Origin of the sequence: Haloechinothrix halophila YIM 93223 (assembly GCF_000504245.1) — a bacterium.
Taxonomy (GTDB): domain Bacteria; phylum Actinomycetota; class Actinomycetes; order Mycobacteriales; family Pseudonocardiaceae; genus Haloechinothrix_A; species Haloechinothrix_A halophila.
The window spans coordinates 5181580-5193991 of sequence record NZ_KI632509.1 but is presented as its reverse complement, the minus strand read 5'-3'; the positions used below and the strand labels follow the sequence as shown (position 1 = coordinate 5193991).

The following is a 12412-nucleotide window of genomic DNA, read 5'->3' as shown; positions in this document are numbered from 1 at the left end:
GCGCCTAGCGCGGATCAGCGTCCCGGCGGCAGCAGCGTGTAGGTGTGGCTGCCCGGGACGATCGGCAGCGTGGCGGTGCGCGGGCGGACGTCGGCGTCGATCGGCTCGCCATCGCGCAGCACCCGCGTGGCGGGGATGAACCGCCCGGCCAGCCGCACCTCGCCCTCACTGTCGGCAGTGGTCGTCACCGTCAACGGCTCCCGCGCGTCGAGCCGCGCGCGTGCCAGGTCCAATTCGACGGAGCCGACGTTGCTCAACTCAAGCTCAAGCCGGTTCGCCACCGGGATGTCAGGATGCTCGCCCCAGGACCGGTTCACCTCGGTGTACGGCAGTGGCTCAACACCAGCGTCGGCCCCGGACGTGCTTGGCGCGTCGCCGCGTCCGAAGCCGTGACTGAACGCGTCGATGACACCCTTCGCGGGCAGGTCGGACCCGTTGTTCCACCCCGCGCCTTCCGCCGTGTCCGCAGGCGTCAACCCTGAGACCCAGTAGGCGTGGTCGTGCACCAGGCCGAGCGGCGGATCGTCGCTGGCGGGCACGCGCGCGAACGTCACGTGGTGTGGGTTGCGGTCGACCCGTGCCTCGCCGAGGAAGTCCGTCGCCATCGGAATGTCGTAGCCAAGCGCGGCCAGCGTGAAGTGGTCGGCGGGCTGGTAGACGACGAACCGGAACCGGTAGCCGAGCTGATCGAACCCGCGAATGCCGTGTTCCGGCGCACCCAGGTTCTGCGCCCGCGGCCCGACGATCGGCACCAACTGGTCCTCACCCGCGACCACATTGAGATACGGCACGTTGCGGGCGTTCTCCAGCCACAAGTTCGTCAGCGTCTCGACTCCACCGGTCGGCGCGGCTGGTGGCAGCCAAATGCCTTCGCCGGGCGGCCCGACGGTGCTGAACGCCGTGCCGAAAAGGTCCGGATACAGCGTGCCCAGCCGATACGTCGCGTAGCCGCCCATCGAGTAGCCGCTGATCGCCGCCTTATCCGGGTCAAGCGTGAAGTGGCGCGCGATGTCGTTCCACATCTCGAAGACGTCGTACTCGGCCTCGTGCTGGTACCAGCCGTCAGGGCCGCGCGAGAAGCTGGTGGCGACGATGTTGTCGCGGGCCTCGCCGATCTGCTGGACACCGGTGGTGCCGTTGTACTGCCAGTACCGCTGGCCCAGCGAGTGCAGCGCCAGCGTGAGCCCGGTCGGTTCGCCCGGCTGGTAGCTCTCCGGCACGTAGAGGCTGTAGGGCTGGAGCTGGCCGTGGTACTGCGGGAATCCGCCGTCGAGATCGCGGCCCTCGCCCAGATCGAGCCTGCTCGGGAACATCCGGATCGTGGTGCCGTGCTCGGGCACCGAGTCGCGGCGCACCCCGGCGTCGAGCGCGTCGAAGTCGATCGGATGGCTGAACCTGGTCGGTTCGTGCGCCGCGATCGCCGCAGCCTGCCGGGTGTCCGGCGGCGTGTTCTTGCCCAGTACCGGCTCGTTGAACCGGAACGCCAGGTTGAGCACGCCCGACGGCGCGGGGTCGATCGGGCCCGCGCCGCCAGGGGTTTCGTTGTCCGAGCTGGGTTGCGGCCGGAGCCAACCGCCGCTGTCGGTGTCATACAGCCCGGTGGCGACGGTGGTCTCCCAGGTGCCGCTCGGGTCGCTGACCGTGCGCGGCACGGTGATGGTCAGCTGGTTCGCGGACATGTCGGTGCGGATGTCCAGCGACGTCGTCTCGCCGGTGGCGAACGACGTGTGCTCCGCACCGGTGCCCCACGCGGTGATCACTTCGTCCGTGCCGGGGAACGGCGCGCCGGGGTCGCGCGGCAGCGTGGCGGACCCAGTGGCGTCATCGCCGTCGACGTCGAAGGCGATCGCGGCGATGGTGGAGTCCTTCGCCAGCAGCGTGTTGAAGGTGAGGCGGTAGGTGACTCGTTTCCGCTCGCTGGCGACGCGGAACTCCACCAGATCAGCGGCGTTGTCACCGTAGCTGGCGTCGTCAGTCGGATAGGTGACGTCACCCGCGCAGGCGGATTGCGAATCCGCGCCGGCGCCATCCGAGTTGGCGCCGCAGTCGTCGTAGAGGAAGTCCTGGTACAGGTACTCGCCGTCGCGGTAGGCGTCGGTGCCGGACACCAGCAGCGGCTCGGCGTCGAACCGCGGGTCGTGGTTCGCCAGGATCGGTGCGTCCGGCGGCGGCGCATAGAGGACGTCGGGGCCAGGTCGCGCACCGGACTCGACCGTGGGCAGCGAGGATGGCTCGTCCGATGTGGTCGCGGCGGCGGGCGAGACCGTCCCTGCCATCACCGACGCTTGAGCCAACACAGCGAGTGTCGCCGCGAGGCTGCCGACCCGGGTTGTGCGCGAGAGTGCCATCCGCGTGCCTTTCTGCCGGTTGCCCGACTTCGCATGGTGACACCGTGATCAGCTCAGCAGTAGAGATCAACGCACAAACTTCGTTGTGCTCCGGGACCAACGACGAAGCGGCGGCCATTGCGAAGTCGGTGCGTGATCGGCCCGCCGTTGCGAAGTCGATCAACTTGCCCTGGTGTAGGAGCATCAAATGCTCGATTCGTCCCTTTCTGATGGTCGTAATCCAGGGCAAGTTGATCGACATGCGGCGCGCGGCGTGCTCGCGTGCGGCCGGTGAAGCTGTCCACGCCGACGCGACATCGGCCTCACCCCGCTAGCGCTGCCGCGAGCGCCGATGTGCCCTCGATCCGGACGTCGCCGTTCGCGATCGCCTTGTCCAGCAGGGTGTCGCCGCGCGCCAGCCCCGTTGCGGTGGCGGTGTCGAGGCGCACCAGGGCGTCGACGTCCGCGGCGTCGTCTTCTTCGAGGAACGTGACGTCGTCCGGACCGATGCGCAGGCACCAGCCGTGGTCATCCACCCGCACCCGGACCGTGCCGGTGGCGTCATCGGCGGCTTGGCGGAGCGCGGTCGCGACCGGGATGGCGAACCAGTGCCCCCGCCGTGCGTCGGTAGGGTCGGCGTCATCGCCGAGTAGCTCGGATCCCCAGCGCGCCAGCCCAGCGAGTACCGGCACCAACTCGTGTCCGCGCGGCGTCAGCTCGTACACCCAGACGGGGACGCTCAGCCGGCGCCGCACGACGAGCCCGTTGGTCTCCATGTCCTTGAGTCGCGCCGCGAGCATGTCGGTGCTGATGCCAGGCAGGTCGGCGTGCAGGTCGGTGTAGCGGCGCGGTCCGAGCGCCAGCTCGCGCACGATCAGCAGGGTCCAGCGCTCGCCGACGACGTCCAGCGATCGGGCGACGGGGCAGTAGTGCGCATAGCTACGACGCGACATACGCATCAGGCTAGCCGAGAAGTTGGACCTTCCAAGCAGTGGCTTGGAAATACCAAGTAAGCTGCCCCCACGACAGCGACATGGAGGGCCAGATGGAGTTCAGGCAGTCGAGCAAGCTCGCGGGCGTCTGCTACGAGATCAGGGGACCAGTCGTCGAGCAGGCCAACGCGCTGGAAGCGGCGGGTCACTCGGTGCTGCGCCTGAACACCGGCAATCCGGCCGCGTTCGGCTTCGAGGTGCCCGATTCCATCCTGACCGCCATGACCAGCGCGCTGTCGACGTCACACGGCTACGGTGACTCGCGCGGGCTGCTCTCCGCGCGCCAGGCGATCGCCGACTACTACCTGCGGCGCGGCTTCAGTGACATCGGCACCGAGGACGTCTACCTCGGCAACGGCGTGTCCGAGCTCGCGACCATGGCGGTGCACGCGCTGGTCGACGGCGGCGACGAGCTGCTCGTGCCGAGCCCGGATTATCCACTCTGGACGGCGGTGACGAGGATGGCTGGCGGCACCGCGGTGCACTACCGCTGCGATGAGGCGGCCGACTGGCAGCCCGACCTCGCCGACATCGCCAGCAAGATCACCGACCGCACCAAGGCCATCGTCGTGATCAACCCGAACAACCCGACCGGAGCGATCTATTCCGACGAGCTGCTGCGCGGCATCGCGGAGCTGGCGCGCAGGCACAACCTGATGATCCTCGCCGACGAGGTCTATGACCGCATCGTCTATGACGGCGCCACGCATCACCATCTCGGTGCCATCGCGCCGGATGTCGTCTGTCTGACGTTCAGCGGGCTGTCCAAGAGCCACCGGGTCGCCGGGTTCCGGTCAGGGTGGCTGGTGGTGTCCGGCCCGCGCAGCCACGCCAAGGATTACCTCGAGGGCCTGACCATGCTCGCCGGGATGCGGCTATGCCCGAACGGCCCAGCGCAGCACGCCATCGAGGCCGCGCTGGGTGACGACTCCATCGACGGATTGGTCGCGGCGGACGGCAGGCTTACCCAGCAGCGGGACAGAGCATGGCAGGCGCTCAACGAGATCCCCGGCGTTTCCTGCGTGAAACCGCGCGGCGCGCTGTACGCGTTCGCCCGCATCGACCTGGACGTCCACCGCATCCACGACGACGAGAAGTTCGTCTACGACCTGCTGCTGCGGGAGAAGATCCACGTGGTGCAAGGGACAGGGTTCAACTGGGACAGGCCGGACCATTTCCGCATCATCACGCTGCCGGCGGCCGACGAGCTGGAGACAGCCATCCGCCGCATCGGCCGATTCCTGGACGGCTACAAGCAGTGAGTTCGGCGGGAGGGAGACGCCAGCGCTGCGTCTCCCTCGCGACGGCTCAGCACCGCCGGATCGGCTTGCTGAATCCCCGCCGTGACGGCGTCGCCAGGTAGTAGTCGCTGACCCACGTACCGCTGGCCAGCTTGTTCCACACCCGGTCGCCGAAGACGTTCGAACCGCGCCGCTGGCAGACGACTTTGGCCAGCCCGCCGCCGTACACCACGCCTGCCAGCGCGTGCCGGGTGCCGGGACCGGCGCGCTTGTTCAGCCGGTCGGTGCGTGCGACCTGGTACGGATAGGCGCAGCGTGGCAGTCCCTTGTGGAACCCGCCGCCGGTGTTGACGAACCGGTTCGTGACGTAGGTGCCGTTGGCGAGCAGGTTCCACACTCGCGTGCCGGCAGCTTTGGCACCGCGTCGTTGACAGACGACGCCGACCGTCGAGCCTGGCCGATACGTGGTGATGATCGCGGACTTTTTCGTGGGATGGTTCCGGCCCTTCAGCGGCACCGAGCTGGTGACACGGAACTGTCTGGCCACGGTCGCCACCGGCGCCCGGAAGCGGTTGCTGTCGATGGTCATCGCGACGCCGCCGTGCTTCTCACGGTGCGGGCCACGGAACTGCTTGCCGCGCTGGCCGTGCGACCAGTACCTGTCCGAGATACCGGGCATGGTGAAAAGCTTCTTGCTGCCGTCCCACTGCGCCACCCAGATCGCGTCGGGCCGCGCGAAGGCACGCGAGCCGTGCGCCCCGGCGAGATGGATGCCGCCGGAGCCACCGGCGACGTACACCCCGGAGAGGTAACCCCGCTTGTGTAGCGCTGTCGTCCAGCCCGAGATGTAGCGCAGCACGGCCTTGCGGCAGCGGTTACGTGACGTCGGGTACGACTCGATATCAAGGTACAGCGCGCTGCCGGGTAGCAGGCCGAGCCGTGCTGATCGCTTGACCGCGTGTTTCGCGGCGCGTCGTCCCTGCGCACGGGCCTTCTTCGGCTTGATCAGGTACTTCTTCGCGTGATTGCGGCACGGGGCCTGCTTGCCGGTGTAGACCGGCACCAGCCGCCAGCGCATCGCGGTGACGCCACGCACCCAGTTCTTGTTCAGGTGGCGCTGACTGCACGCGCGTGTCACGCCACCGATGTAAATGCCGATCGCCCGATAGCGCGACGATCGCCACTTCCGCATGGTCGACAGCGACGGCGCGGAGCATGTGTCGAACGCCAGCCCTGAGAAGTGCGTCACCGTCGCGCGTTCCGGATAGTCCACGGACGTCGCAGGCTTGGCGAAGAGATAGGGCGGAGGCAGCAGCGCCACCGTAACGATGAAGATCAGGACGAACGCGACCCTGGCGACGACGCGACGACCGTTCATGTCCCCATGATCGACATGGCATCGCCGGTCATGAAGGATTTGGACCCGCTGGCCAGTAGGGTTCGCTCGATCCAGGGACACCCACGCGGCTAGGGTCGTCGGCCATGAGCAGTGCGATGCCGGAGTCCGTGGCCTCCTGGCGCGACGGTGGCCGGTGGCTGGCGACCTCCGCCGGTCGGATCTTCGTGCGCGAGACCGACGGCGACGGGTCGGTGGTCGTGTTCCTGCACGGCTACCCGTCCAGTGGCTACGACTTCCGCCAGGTGCTCGACCGGCTGGACAGGGCGACACTGACGCTGGACTTCCTCGGCTTCGGCCTCTCCGACAAGCCGAGGCCGCATCGGTACACGATCTTCGAGCACACCGACGTCCTCGCCGAGGTGCTCGGCCGGCTGGGACATCGCGAGGTCGACGTCGTCGCGCACGACATGGGCACGTCGGTCGCGACCGAGTTGATGGCGCGGGACCGGGCCAGTGCTTTGCCGTTCACACTGCGGCGGGTCGTGCTGTCCAACGGCGGGCTGATCGTGTCGCGGGCAAGCCTGCGGCCGATCCAGAAGGTGCTGCTCAGTCCGCTCGGCCCGGTGGCGGCGTCACTCGCGAATCCCACGTTGTTCCGCAGGGAGTTCGCACGGCTGTTCTCGCCGGGGCACCCGCTGCGGTCCGAGGAGGCGGTCGCGCAGTGGGCCCTGGTCAGCAACGCCGATGGGCACCGGATCGCGCACCTGCTGTGCGCGTACGTACGGGAGCGGGTGCGTTATGCCGAACGCTGGCACGGCGCGATCCGGGACTGGGACGGCGAGCTCGGACTGCTGTGGGGTCTGCGTGATCCGGTCGCCACGACGAACGTGCTGGACGGCCTCCGTGAGCTGCGGCCCGCCGCCCGCGTCGTCGAGCTTCCCCAACTGGGGCACTACCCGCAGGTGGAGGACCCCTCGGCGTTCGCGGACGGCGTGGGCGAGTTGCTGGGTTGAGGTGCGGGGTGCCACGAAGGGCTGCCTTCTCGCGCCACACGCAACGAGGACGCCCCTCGTGTCACCTTTTCGGCTGCCGGATGCCGTCGAACGCCACCTTCGTCACGGCATCGGCCAGTGCGGCGCTGTTGGCCCCGTTGCGCGGTTTGTACCACTCGATCAGCGAGTTGACCATGCCGAACAGCAGGCGTGCGGTGATCGCCGGGTCGACGTCCGGCCGGATGTCACCCTCGGCCTCCGCCTGCGCCACCAGCCGCGCGACGAGGTGATCAAACTCCCGCCGTTTGGCCAGCGCGGCGCGCTCCACTTTGGTGTTGCCGCGCACGCGCAGTAGCAGCGTCACGTACAGCAACCGGTCGGACAGCACCAGCACACTGCCCCTGACCAGGTGTTCCAGCTTCTCGATCGCGCGGCCGTCGAGCTGTTCGGTCTCCTCGGCGACGGCGAACAGGCCATCAAGCGCGCGGTCGACGGCGAGCCGCAGCAGCTCCTCTTTGCCTGAGACGTGGTGGTAGATCGCGGACTTGGTGATGCCGAGCTTACGGGCCAGTTCGTCCATGCTGGTGCCGTCATAGCCGCGCTCGTAGAACAGCTTGGCCGCCACCCGCAGGAGCGAATCGAGGTCGTAGCCGGGCCGACCTCTGCGCCTGCCGGTCGTGGCGCGCGGCTTGCCGTTTTCCGCCGTCGTCATACCCGGAAGTGTCGCAGAGCGGACGCTGAGGGTTTGGCGTCAGTGTGTGATGTCGGTGAACGGCAGTGGGCAGCCGGACGCGCTCGCGCAGGTGGTCAGGTCGTCGCAGCCCGCATCAAGTGCCTGCCGCAAGGTGTCGCGGATGACGCCGAGGTCGGCGATCCGGCGTTCGACGTCGGCCAACTTCTGCTCGGCCCTGGCGTGTAGGCCAGTGTCGCGGCTGAGGCCAATGCCGCCCGCGTCGATCAACTCGGCGACCTCGTCGAGCGTGAAGCCGAGTCGCTGCGCTGCTTTGATGATTCGCAGCAGCATGACGGTCTCGGACGGGTAGAGCCGGTGCCCGCCGGGGCTGCGCGTGGGTTCGGCGATGAGGCCGCGACGCTCGTAGTAGCGCAGGGTCTGCGGGTTGACGCCCGCCTCGGTGGCGACCTGTCCCGAGCGAAGCGTGGTCGGCGCGGTGTCCATGACCGGCCAGGGTAATCCGGTACGTGGGTACGGCTTCGTGGTGGCTGGTTCGGGCGGCAACCCTCGGTTCCCGCGACGCTCGCGGCCGTGGTGATCTCTGTCACAAGCGGTGGAAACCGGTATCGAAGTACAGCCTTAGCGTGACCTTCATGATCACAACGAACTCAGGACGACGTGCCGTCACCTGGTCCCGCGTTCCCGCGGGTGCTGGTTGGGGCGCCGTCGCCACGGTGGCGATGAGCGCGCTCATGCTCGCTGGGGTGGCTATCGGTGTCGCGCCGATGCCGAAGCCGATCCCTGCCGCGCTGGTCGCGGAAACCTTCGGAACGCTGCCGGAACCGGTGCGACTGGTGCTCGCCGTCGTCGCGCACCTGGGGTATGGCGCGGTGGCCGGTGCACTGCTCGCCGTGCTGGTGCGCCAGGTCAGCGTCCGGATCGCCGCGGGGTACGGGGCGCTGCTCTGGGTGGTGATGGGGCTGGTGTGGCTGCCGTACCTGGGCTGGGGGCTGTTCGGCACGGCCGTCACGCCGAAGGTCGCGGTGGCGACGCTGGTGCTGCACCTGGTTTACGGCCTCGCCCTTGGTCTCCTCCTCGATCGCCGCAAGGAGGCTGTTGGCTGACGCCACCCGGCGCGCCTGCCCGCCACCAGCTACGGCACCACGCAGGTCGACTACTACACGCTGGCGTGGTTCGAACGCTATCTCCGCCCGCTACCTGAGCGCGTTCGCTTTCACCGACCACAGTGGACGCCTGCGCGCCGCCCGTGATCTCCGTGCCTACGCGGGGCTTTCGCCGGTAGGGGACTGGTCGGGCGCCAACAACGACCGACCCGCTGAGCGCGAGCCTGATGTCACCGCGCCCTGAGGTCGACCGGGTGGCCGTCCTTCGGGAACGGTAGCGAGGTGTAATCCATCGGGGCGTGGTAGTCCGGCGGAACGCCCCAGGTGAACCGCCGGAGCAGGTGGTGCATGACCAGCTTGACCTCCACCGTGGAGAAGTGCATGCCGAGGCACTTGTGCACTCCGCCGCCGAACGGCTGCCAGGCATAGCGATGCACCTTGTCCTCGCGGCGATCCGGCGCGAACCGGCCAGGGTCGAAACGCTCCGGCTCTGGCCAGTACTCGGGCATGTGATGGGTGAAGATTGGCGTCGCGACGACGAACGAGCCCTTCGGTACGAAATGTCCTAGTACTTCGGTGTCCTTCACCGCATTGCGCGCCATCGTCGGCAACGGTGTCACCAGTCGCATGGCTTCCTTCATCACCAGGTCCAGCGACTCCAGGTGCGATAGTTGGTCGTAATCCGGATAGGCGTCGAGCGCCAGTGACTCCTCCCGGCACCGCTGCTGCCACTCCGGATGCTGGCCGAGATAGGACATCATCGTCGAGATCGTGATGGTGGACGTGTCGTGCGCCGCCATCAGCAGGAAGATCATGTGGCTGATGACGTCGTCGTCGCTGAAGCGCTGACCGTCGTCCGATTCCGCCTGACACAGCGCGCTGAACAGGTCGTTTCCGTTGCCCGCGCGACGCGCGGGCAGGTACTGCCGGAGGAACCGTTCCAGGTTCACCCGCCCGCGCAGGCCGCGTCGCCACCGGCCGCCGGGCATCGGGAATCGGAGGATCGCGGTGCCCGCTTGCACACAGTCGATGAACGCCTTGTTCACCTGGTCGAGTTGGGAACGCGTGGTGCCTTCCGCGCCGCCCATGAAGATGCTTGTCGCCAGATCGAGCGTCAACGTCTTGGTCGCGGGATACACCCGGAAGTCGGGCCGCGGCCGCCAGTCGGCCAGGCCAGCCTCGATTGCGGTGTTCAGTCCTTCGGCGTACCGCGCGAGGCGTTGTGTGGTGAAGGCCTGCTGCATGATCCGCCGATGCGCCATGTGCTCGTCGAAATCGAGCAGCATCAGGCCACGGTCGAAGAACGGTCCGATCAGGTGGCGCCAGCTCTCACCGTTGGCGAACGCGCGGTCGCGATTGGCCAGTACGGTGCCGCACGCGTCCGGGCCGAGCAGCGATACGAACCGCGTGCCGAACGCGCCGAACCATGACACCGGTCCATAGCGCTCGTACCGTTCCCGCCACAGCGCCACCGGATCGCGCATGTACCGGGCGGTGTAGCCGACGACCGGCAGGCCGTGGTCGCCGGAAATCGGCGCGAGATCGCTATGTGGAGGGCTTGGAGCGAGAACGGTGGTCATCGGCGTCTCCAAATCTGACAGTGCGCACTGTCAATAAAACAGCATCGACTCTTATTGGACGTCTGTCAAGATGGGGGCGTGCCGACACCGACGCGCCCCTACCGCGGGGTAAGTGCGAGCGACCGCAAGGCCCAGCGCAGGGAACAGCTACTCGACGCGGGTCTCGAACTGCTGGGGACGCAGGGTTGCGGGCGCACCACGATGACGGCCGTGTGTGCGACCGCCCGGCTCACCGAGCGCTACTTCTACGAGAGTTTCCGCAACCGGGACGATCTACTCGTCGCCGTGCTGGATCGGATCGCCGACCAACTCCGCGACGTCGTCCTCGACGCGCTGCAGCGGGCCACCGGCGACGCCGCGGCGAAGGGACGTGCGGCGATCGCGGCGTTTATCGAGGTCATCGAGCGCGATCCCCGCATCGGCATGGCGGCGCTGGTTGAGTCGGCCAGCACGGACGCCATGCGACAGCAGCGGCATCAGCTCCTGCGGACGTTCGCGGAGCTGGTCGTCACTCAGGCGAGGGAGCTTTACGGGGAGGACGCGCTGCCGTCGCCGCGCGACGAGATCAATGCGTTGCTGTTCATCGGCGGGCTCGCGGAACTGATCGTGGCGTGGCTGAATGGCGAGATCACCGCGAGTGGTCAGGACATCGTGGACGCCGCCGCGCACCAGTTCGCCACGAGCATGCATCAGTGAGGTGGTGTGGTCATGAGCACGGCGATCGTGGTGGGCTCCGGTCCGAATGGGCTCGCCGCCGCCGTGACGCTGGCGGGAGCCGGGCTGTCGGTGACGGTGCTTGAAGCCGCTGACGAGATCGGTGGCGGCACCCGCACCGGGGAGCTGACCTTGCCGGGAGTGCTGCACGATCACTGCTCGGCGATACACCCGATGGGCATCGGGTCGCCGTTCCTGCGTTCGCTCGACCTGGAGCGCTACGGCGTGCGGTGGCGCTGGCCGGAGGTTGACCTCGCCCATCCGCTCGACGACGGTGACGCGGGGGTGCTGGTGCGTTCCCTCGACGACACCGTTGCCGGGCTCGGCCCGGACGGCGACGCCTGGCGGTCGTTGTTCGAGCCACTGGCCGAGGGCTTCGACGATCTCGCAGCGGACCTGCTTCGGCCGATGGCACATCTGCCGAAGCATCCGATCCGGCTTGCCCGGTTCGGCCCGCGGGCATTGCAGTCCGCGACGCTGCTGGCGCGGCGGTGGCGCACCGACCGAGCCAGGGCGTTGTTCGGTGGGGCCGCCGCGCACGTGTATCACCCGCTGACCCAGCCAGCCATGGCGTCGCTCGGTCTCATGATGGTCGCGATCGCGCACCGCTACGGCTGGCCGGTGCCAGAAGGTGGGTCGGCCACTATCACTCGTGCGCTCGCCGCGATCCTCGGCAAGCACGGCGGCACGATCGAGACCGGCGTGCGGGTGCGATCGATCGATGAGCTGCCGCCCGCCGATGTGGTGATGCTCGACGTCGCCCCCGGCGCGGCGGCGGACATCCTCGGTGACCGGCTACCCGCACGGATTCGCCGAGCCTACCGGCGGTTCCGGCGCGCGCCCGCGGCGTACAAGGTGGACCTCGCGGTGCACGAGGGCGTGCCGTGGCGCAACGAGGCGTGCCGGAAGGCAGGCTCGCTGCACCTCGGTGGCACGCTCGAGGAGATCGTGCAGACCGAACGTGACATCCACGATGGACGGCTGCCGGAACGTCCATTCGTGCTGGTCGGGCAGCAGTACCTGGCTGACCCAGGACGCTCGGCGGGCGACGTCCATCCGATTTGGGCGTACGCGCACGTGCCGCACGGTTATCCGGGCGACGCCACGGAGGCGGTGATCCGCCAGATCGAACGGTTCGCTCCTGGCGTTCGGGAGCGCATCGCGGGTGTCTCGGTGCGGTCGGCACCGCAGCTGGCGGCGTACAACCCGAACTACGTCGGTGGCGACATCATCACGGGCGCGAACACCCCGGTGCAGCTGGTGATGCGCCCCCGAATCGCGCTCGACCCGTACCGCACCGGTGTCAACGGCGTGTACCTGTGCTCCGCCGCGACCCCGCCTGGCGCCGGGGTGCACGGCATGAGCGGCCACAACGCCGCGACGTCGGCTTTGCGGGCGCTATGAGGGCGTTGTCGTCTGGCTGGGCGGTG

General features: G+C 68.3%; 11 protein-coding genes. 5 read left to right on the top strand and 6 right to left on the bottom strand.

Annotated elements, in window-relative coordinates:
• Positions 1 to 14: 14 nt before the first annotated feature.
• A complete protein-coding gene (locus AMYHA_RS23810) occupies positions 15 to 2294 on the bottom strand; it encodes a hypothetical protein (protein ID WP_231104878.1) in 2280 nt (759 codons plus the stop codon).
• Positions 2295 to 2650: 356 nt separating this feature from the next.
• Positions 2651 to 3280, bottom strand: a complete 630-nt coding sequence (locus AMYHA_RS23805) for a winged helix-turn-helix transcriptional regulator (RefSeq protein WP_034274743.1) — start codon at positions 3278 to 3280, stop codon at positions 2651 to 2653.
• A 92-nt stretch (positions 3281 to 3372) separates the two neighbouring features.
• Here AMYHA_RS23805 and AMYHA_RS23800 point away from each other — a divergent pair, with 92 nt between their 5' ends.
• Positions 3373 to 4581, top strand: a complete 1209-nt coding sequence (locus AMYHA_RS23800; protein WP_034278605.1) for a pyridoxal phosphate-dependent aminotransferase — start codon at positions 3373 to 3375, stop codon at positions 4579 to 4581.
• A 46-nt stretch (positions 4582 to 4627) separates the two neighbouring features.
• Here the strand turns inward: AMYHA_RS23800 and AMYHA_RS23795 are convergent, their stop codons facing one another.
• The gene (locus tag AMYHA_RS23795) at positions 4628 to 5938 is read right to left on the bottom strand and encodes a glycoside hydrolase domain-containing protein (protein ID WP_034274741.1); all 1311 of its coding nucleotides are present in this window, start codon (positions 5936 to 5938) and stop codon (positions 4628 to 4630) included.
• 104 nt (positions 5939 to 6042) lie between these two features.
• Between AMYHA_RS23795 and AMYHA_RS23790 the strand changes: the two genes are divergently transcribed.
• On the top strand, positions 6043 to 6912 hold the full coding sequence (locus AMYHA_RS23790; protein WP_196776959.1) for an alpha/beta fold hydrolase: 870 nt from the start codon (positions 6043 to 6045) through the stop codon (positions 6910 to 6912).
• Positions 6913 to 6973: 61 nt separating this feature from the next.
• Here AMYHA_RS23790 and AMYHA_RS23785 read toward each other — a convergent pair whose 3' ends face one another.
• Entirely contained in the window at positions 6974 to 7603 is a 630-nt protein-coding gene (locus AMYHA_RS23785; RefSeq protein WP_034274737.1) for a TetR/AcrR family transcriptional regulator, read from the bottom strand.
• 39 nt (positions 7604 to 7642) lie between these two features.
• Positions 7643 to 8068, bottom strand: coding sequence for a MerR family transcriptional regulator (locus tag AMYHA_RS23780; protein ID WP_034274735.1), 426 nt, complete (start codon positions 8066 to 8068; stop codon positions 7643 to 7645).
• A 149-nt stretch (positions 8069 to 8217) separates the two neighbouring features.
• On the opposite strand from AMYHA_RS23780, the gene AMYHA_RS23775 reads away from it, so the two are divergent.
• Positions 8218 to 8688 carry a hypothetical protein gene (locus tag AMYHA_RS23775; protein ID WP_051400501.1) on the top strand — a complete coding sequence of 157 codons (471 nt, stop codon included), beginning with the start codon at positions 8218 to 8220 and terminating at the stop codon, positions 8686 to 8688.
• A gap of 230 nt (positions 8689 to 8918) precedes the next feature.
• Here AMYHA_RS23775 and AMYHA_RS23770 read toward each other — a convergent pair whose 3' ends face one another.
• Positions 8919 to 10268: a cytochrome P450 gene (locus tag AMYHA_RS23770; protein WP_034274732.1), complete on the bottom strand. Its 1350-nt coding sequence runs from the start codon at positions 10266 to 10268 to the stop codon at positions 8919 to 8921.
• Between the two features lie 78 nt (positions 10269 to 10346).
• Between AMYHA_RS23770 and AMYHA_RS23765 the strand changes: the two genes are divergently transcribed.
• The gene (locus AMYHA_RS23765; protein WP_034274730.1) at positions 10347 to 10964 is read left to right on the top strand and encodes a TetR/AcrR family transcriptional regulator; all 618 of its coding nucleotides are present in this window, start codon (positions 10347 to 10349) and stop codon (positions 10962 to 10964) included.
• A 12-nt stretch (positions 10965 to 10976) separates the two neighbouring features.
• Positions 10977 to 12386, top strand: a complete 1410-nt coding sequence (locus AMYHA_RS23760) for a phytoene desaturase family protein (protein ID WP_034274728.1) — start codon at positions 10977 to 10979, stop codon at positions 12384 to 12386.
• Positions 12387 to 12412 lie beyond the last annotated feature (26 nt).

Coding starts and splice junctions, on each gene's coding strand:
- AMYHA_RS23760 (WP_034274728.1), top strand. CDS start 10,977: ATGAGCACGGCGATCGTGGTGGGCTCCGGTCCGAATGGGCTCGCCGCC.
- AMYHA_RS23785 (WP_034274737.1), bottom strand. CDS start 7,603: ATGACGACGGCGGAAAACGGCAAGCCGCGCGCCACGACCGGCAGGCGC.
- AMYHA_RS23775 (WP_051400501.1), top strand. CDS start 8,218: ATGATCACAACGAACTCAGGACGACGTGCCGTCACCTGGTCCCGCGTT.
- AMYHA_RS23795 (WP_034274741.1), bottom strand. CDS start 5,938: ATGAACGGTCGTCGCGTCGTCGCCAGGGTCGCGTTCGTCCTGATCTTC.
- AMYHA_RS23805 (WP_034274743.1), bottom strand. CDS start 3,280: ATGTCGCGTCGTAGCTATGCGCACTACTGCCCCGTCGCCCGATCGCTG.
- AMYHA_RS23800 (WP_034278605.1), top strand. CDS start 3,373: ATGGAGTTCAGGCAGTCGAGCAAGCTCGCGGGCGTCTGCTACGAGATC.
- AMYHA_RS23770 (WP_034274732.1), bottom strand. CDS start 10,268: ATGACCACCGTTCTCGCTCCAAGCCCTCCACATAGCGATCTCGCGCCG.
- AMYHA_RS23780 (WP_034274735.1), bottom strand. CDS start 8,068: ATGGACACCGCGCCGACCACGCTTCGCTCGGGACAGGTCGCCACCGAG.
- AMYHA_RS23790 (WP_196776959.1), top strand. CDS start 6,043: ATGAGCAGTGCGATGCCGGAGTCCGTGGCCTCCTGGCGCGACGGTGGC.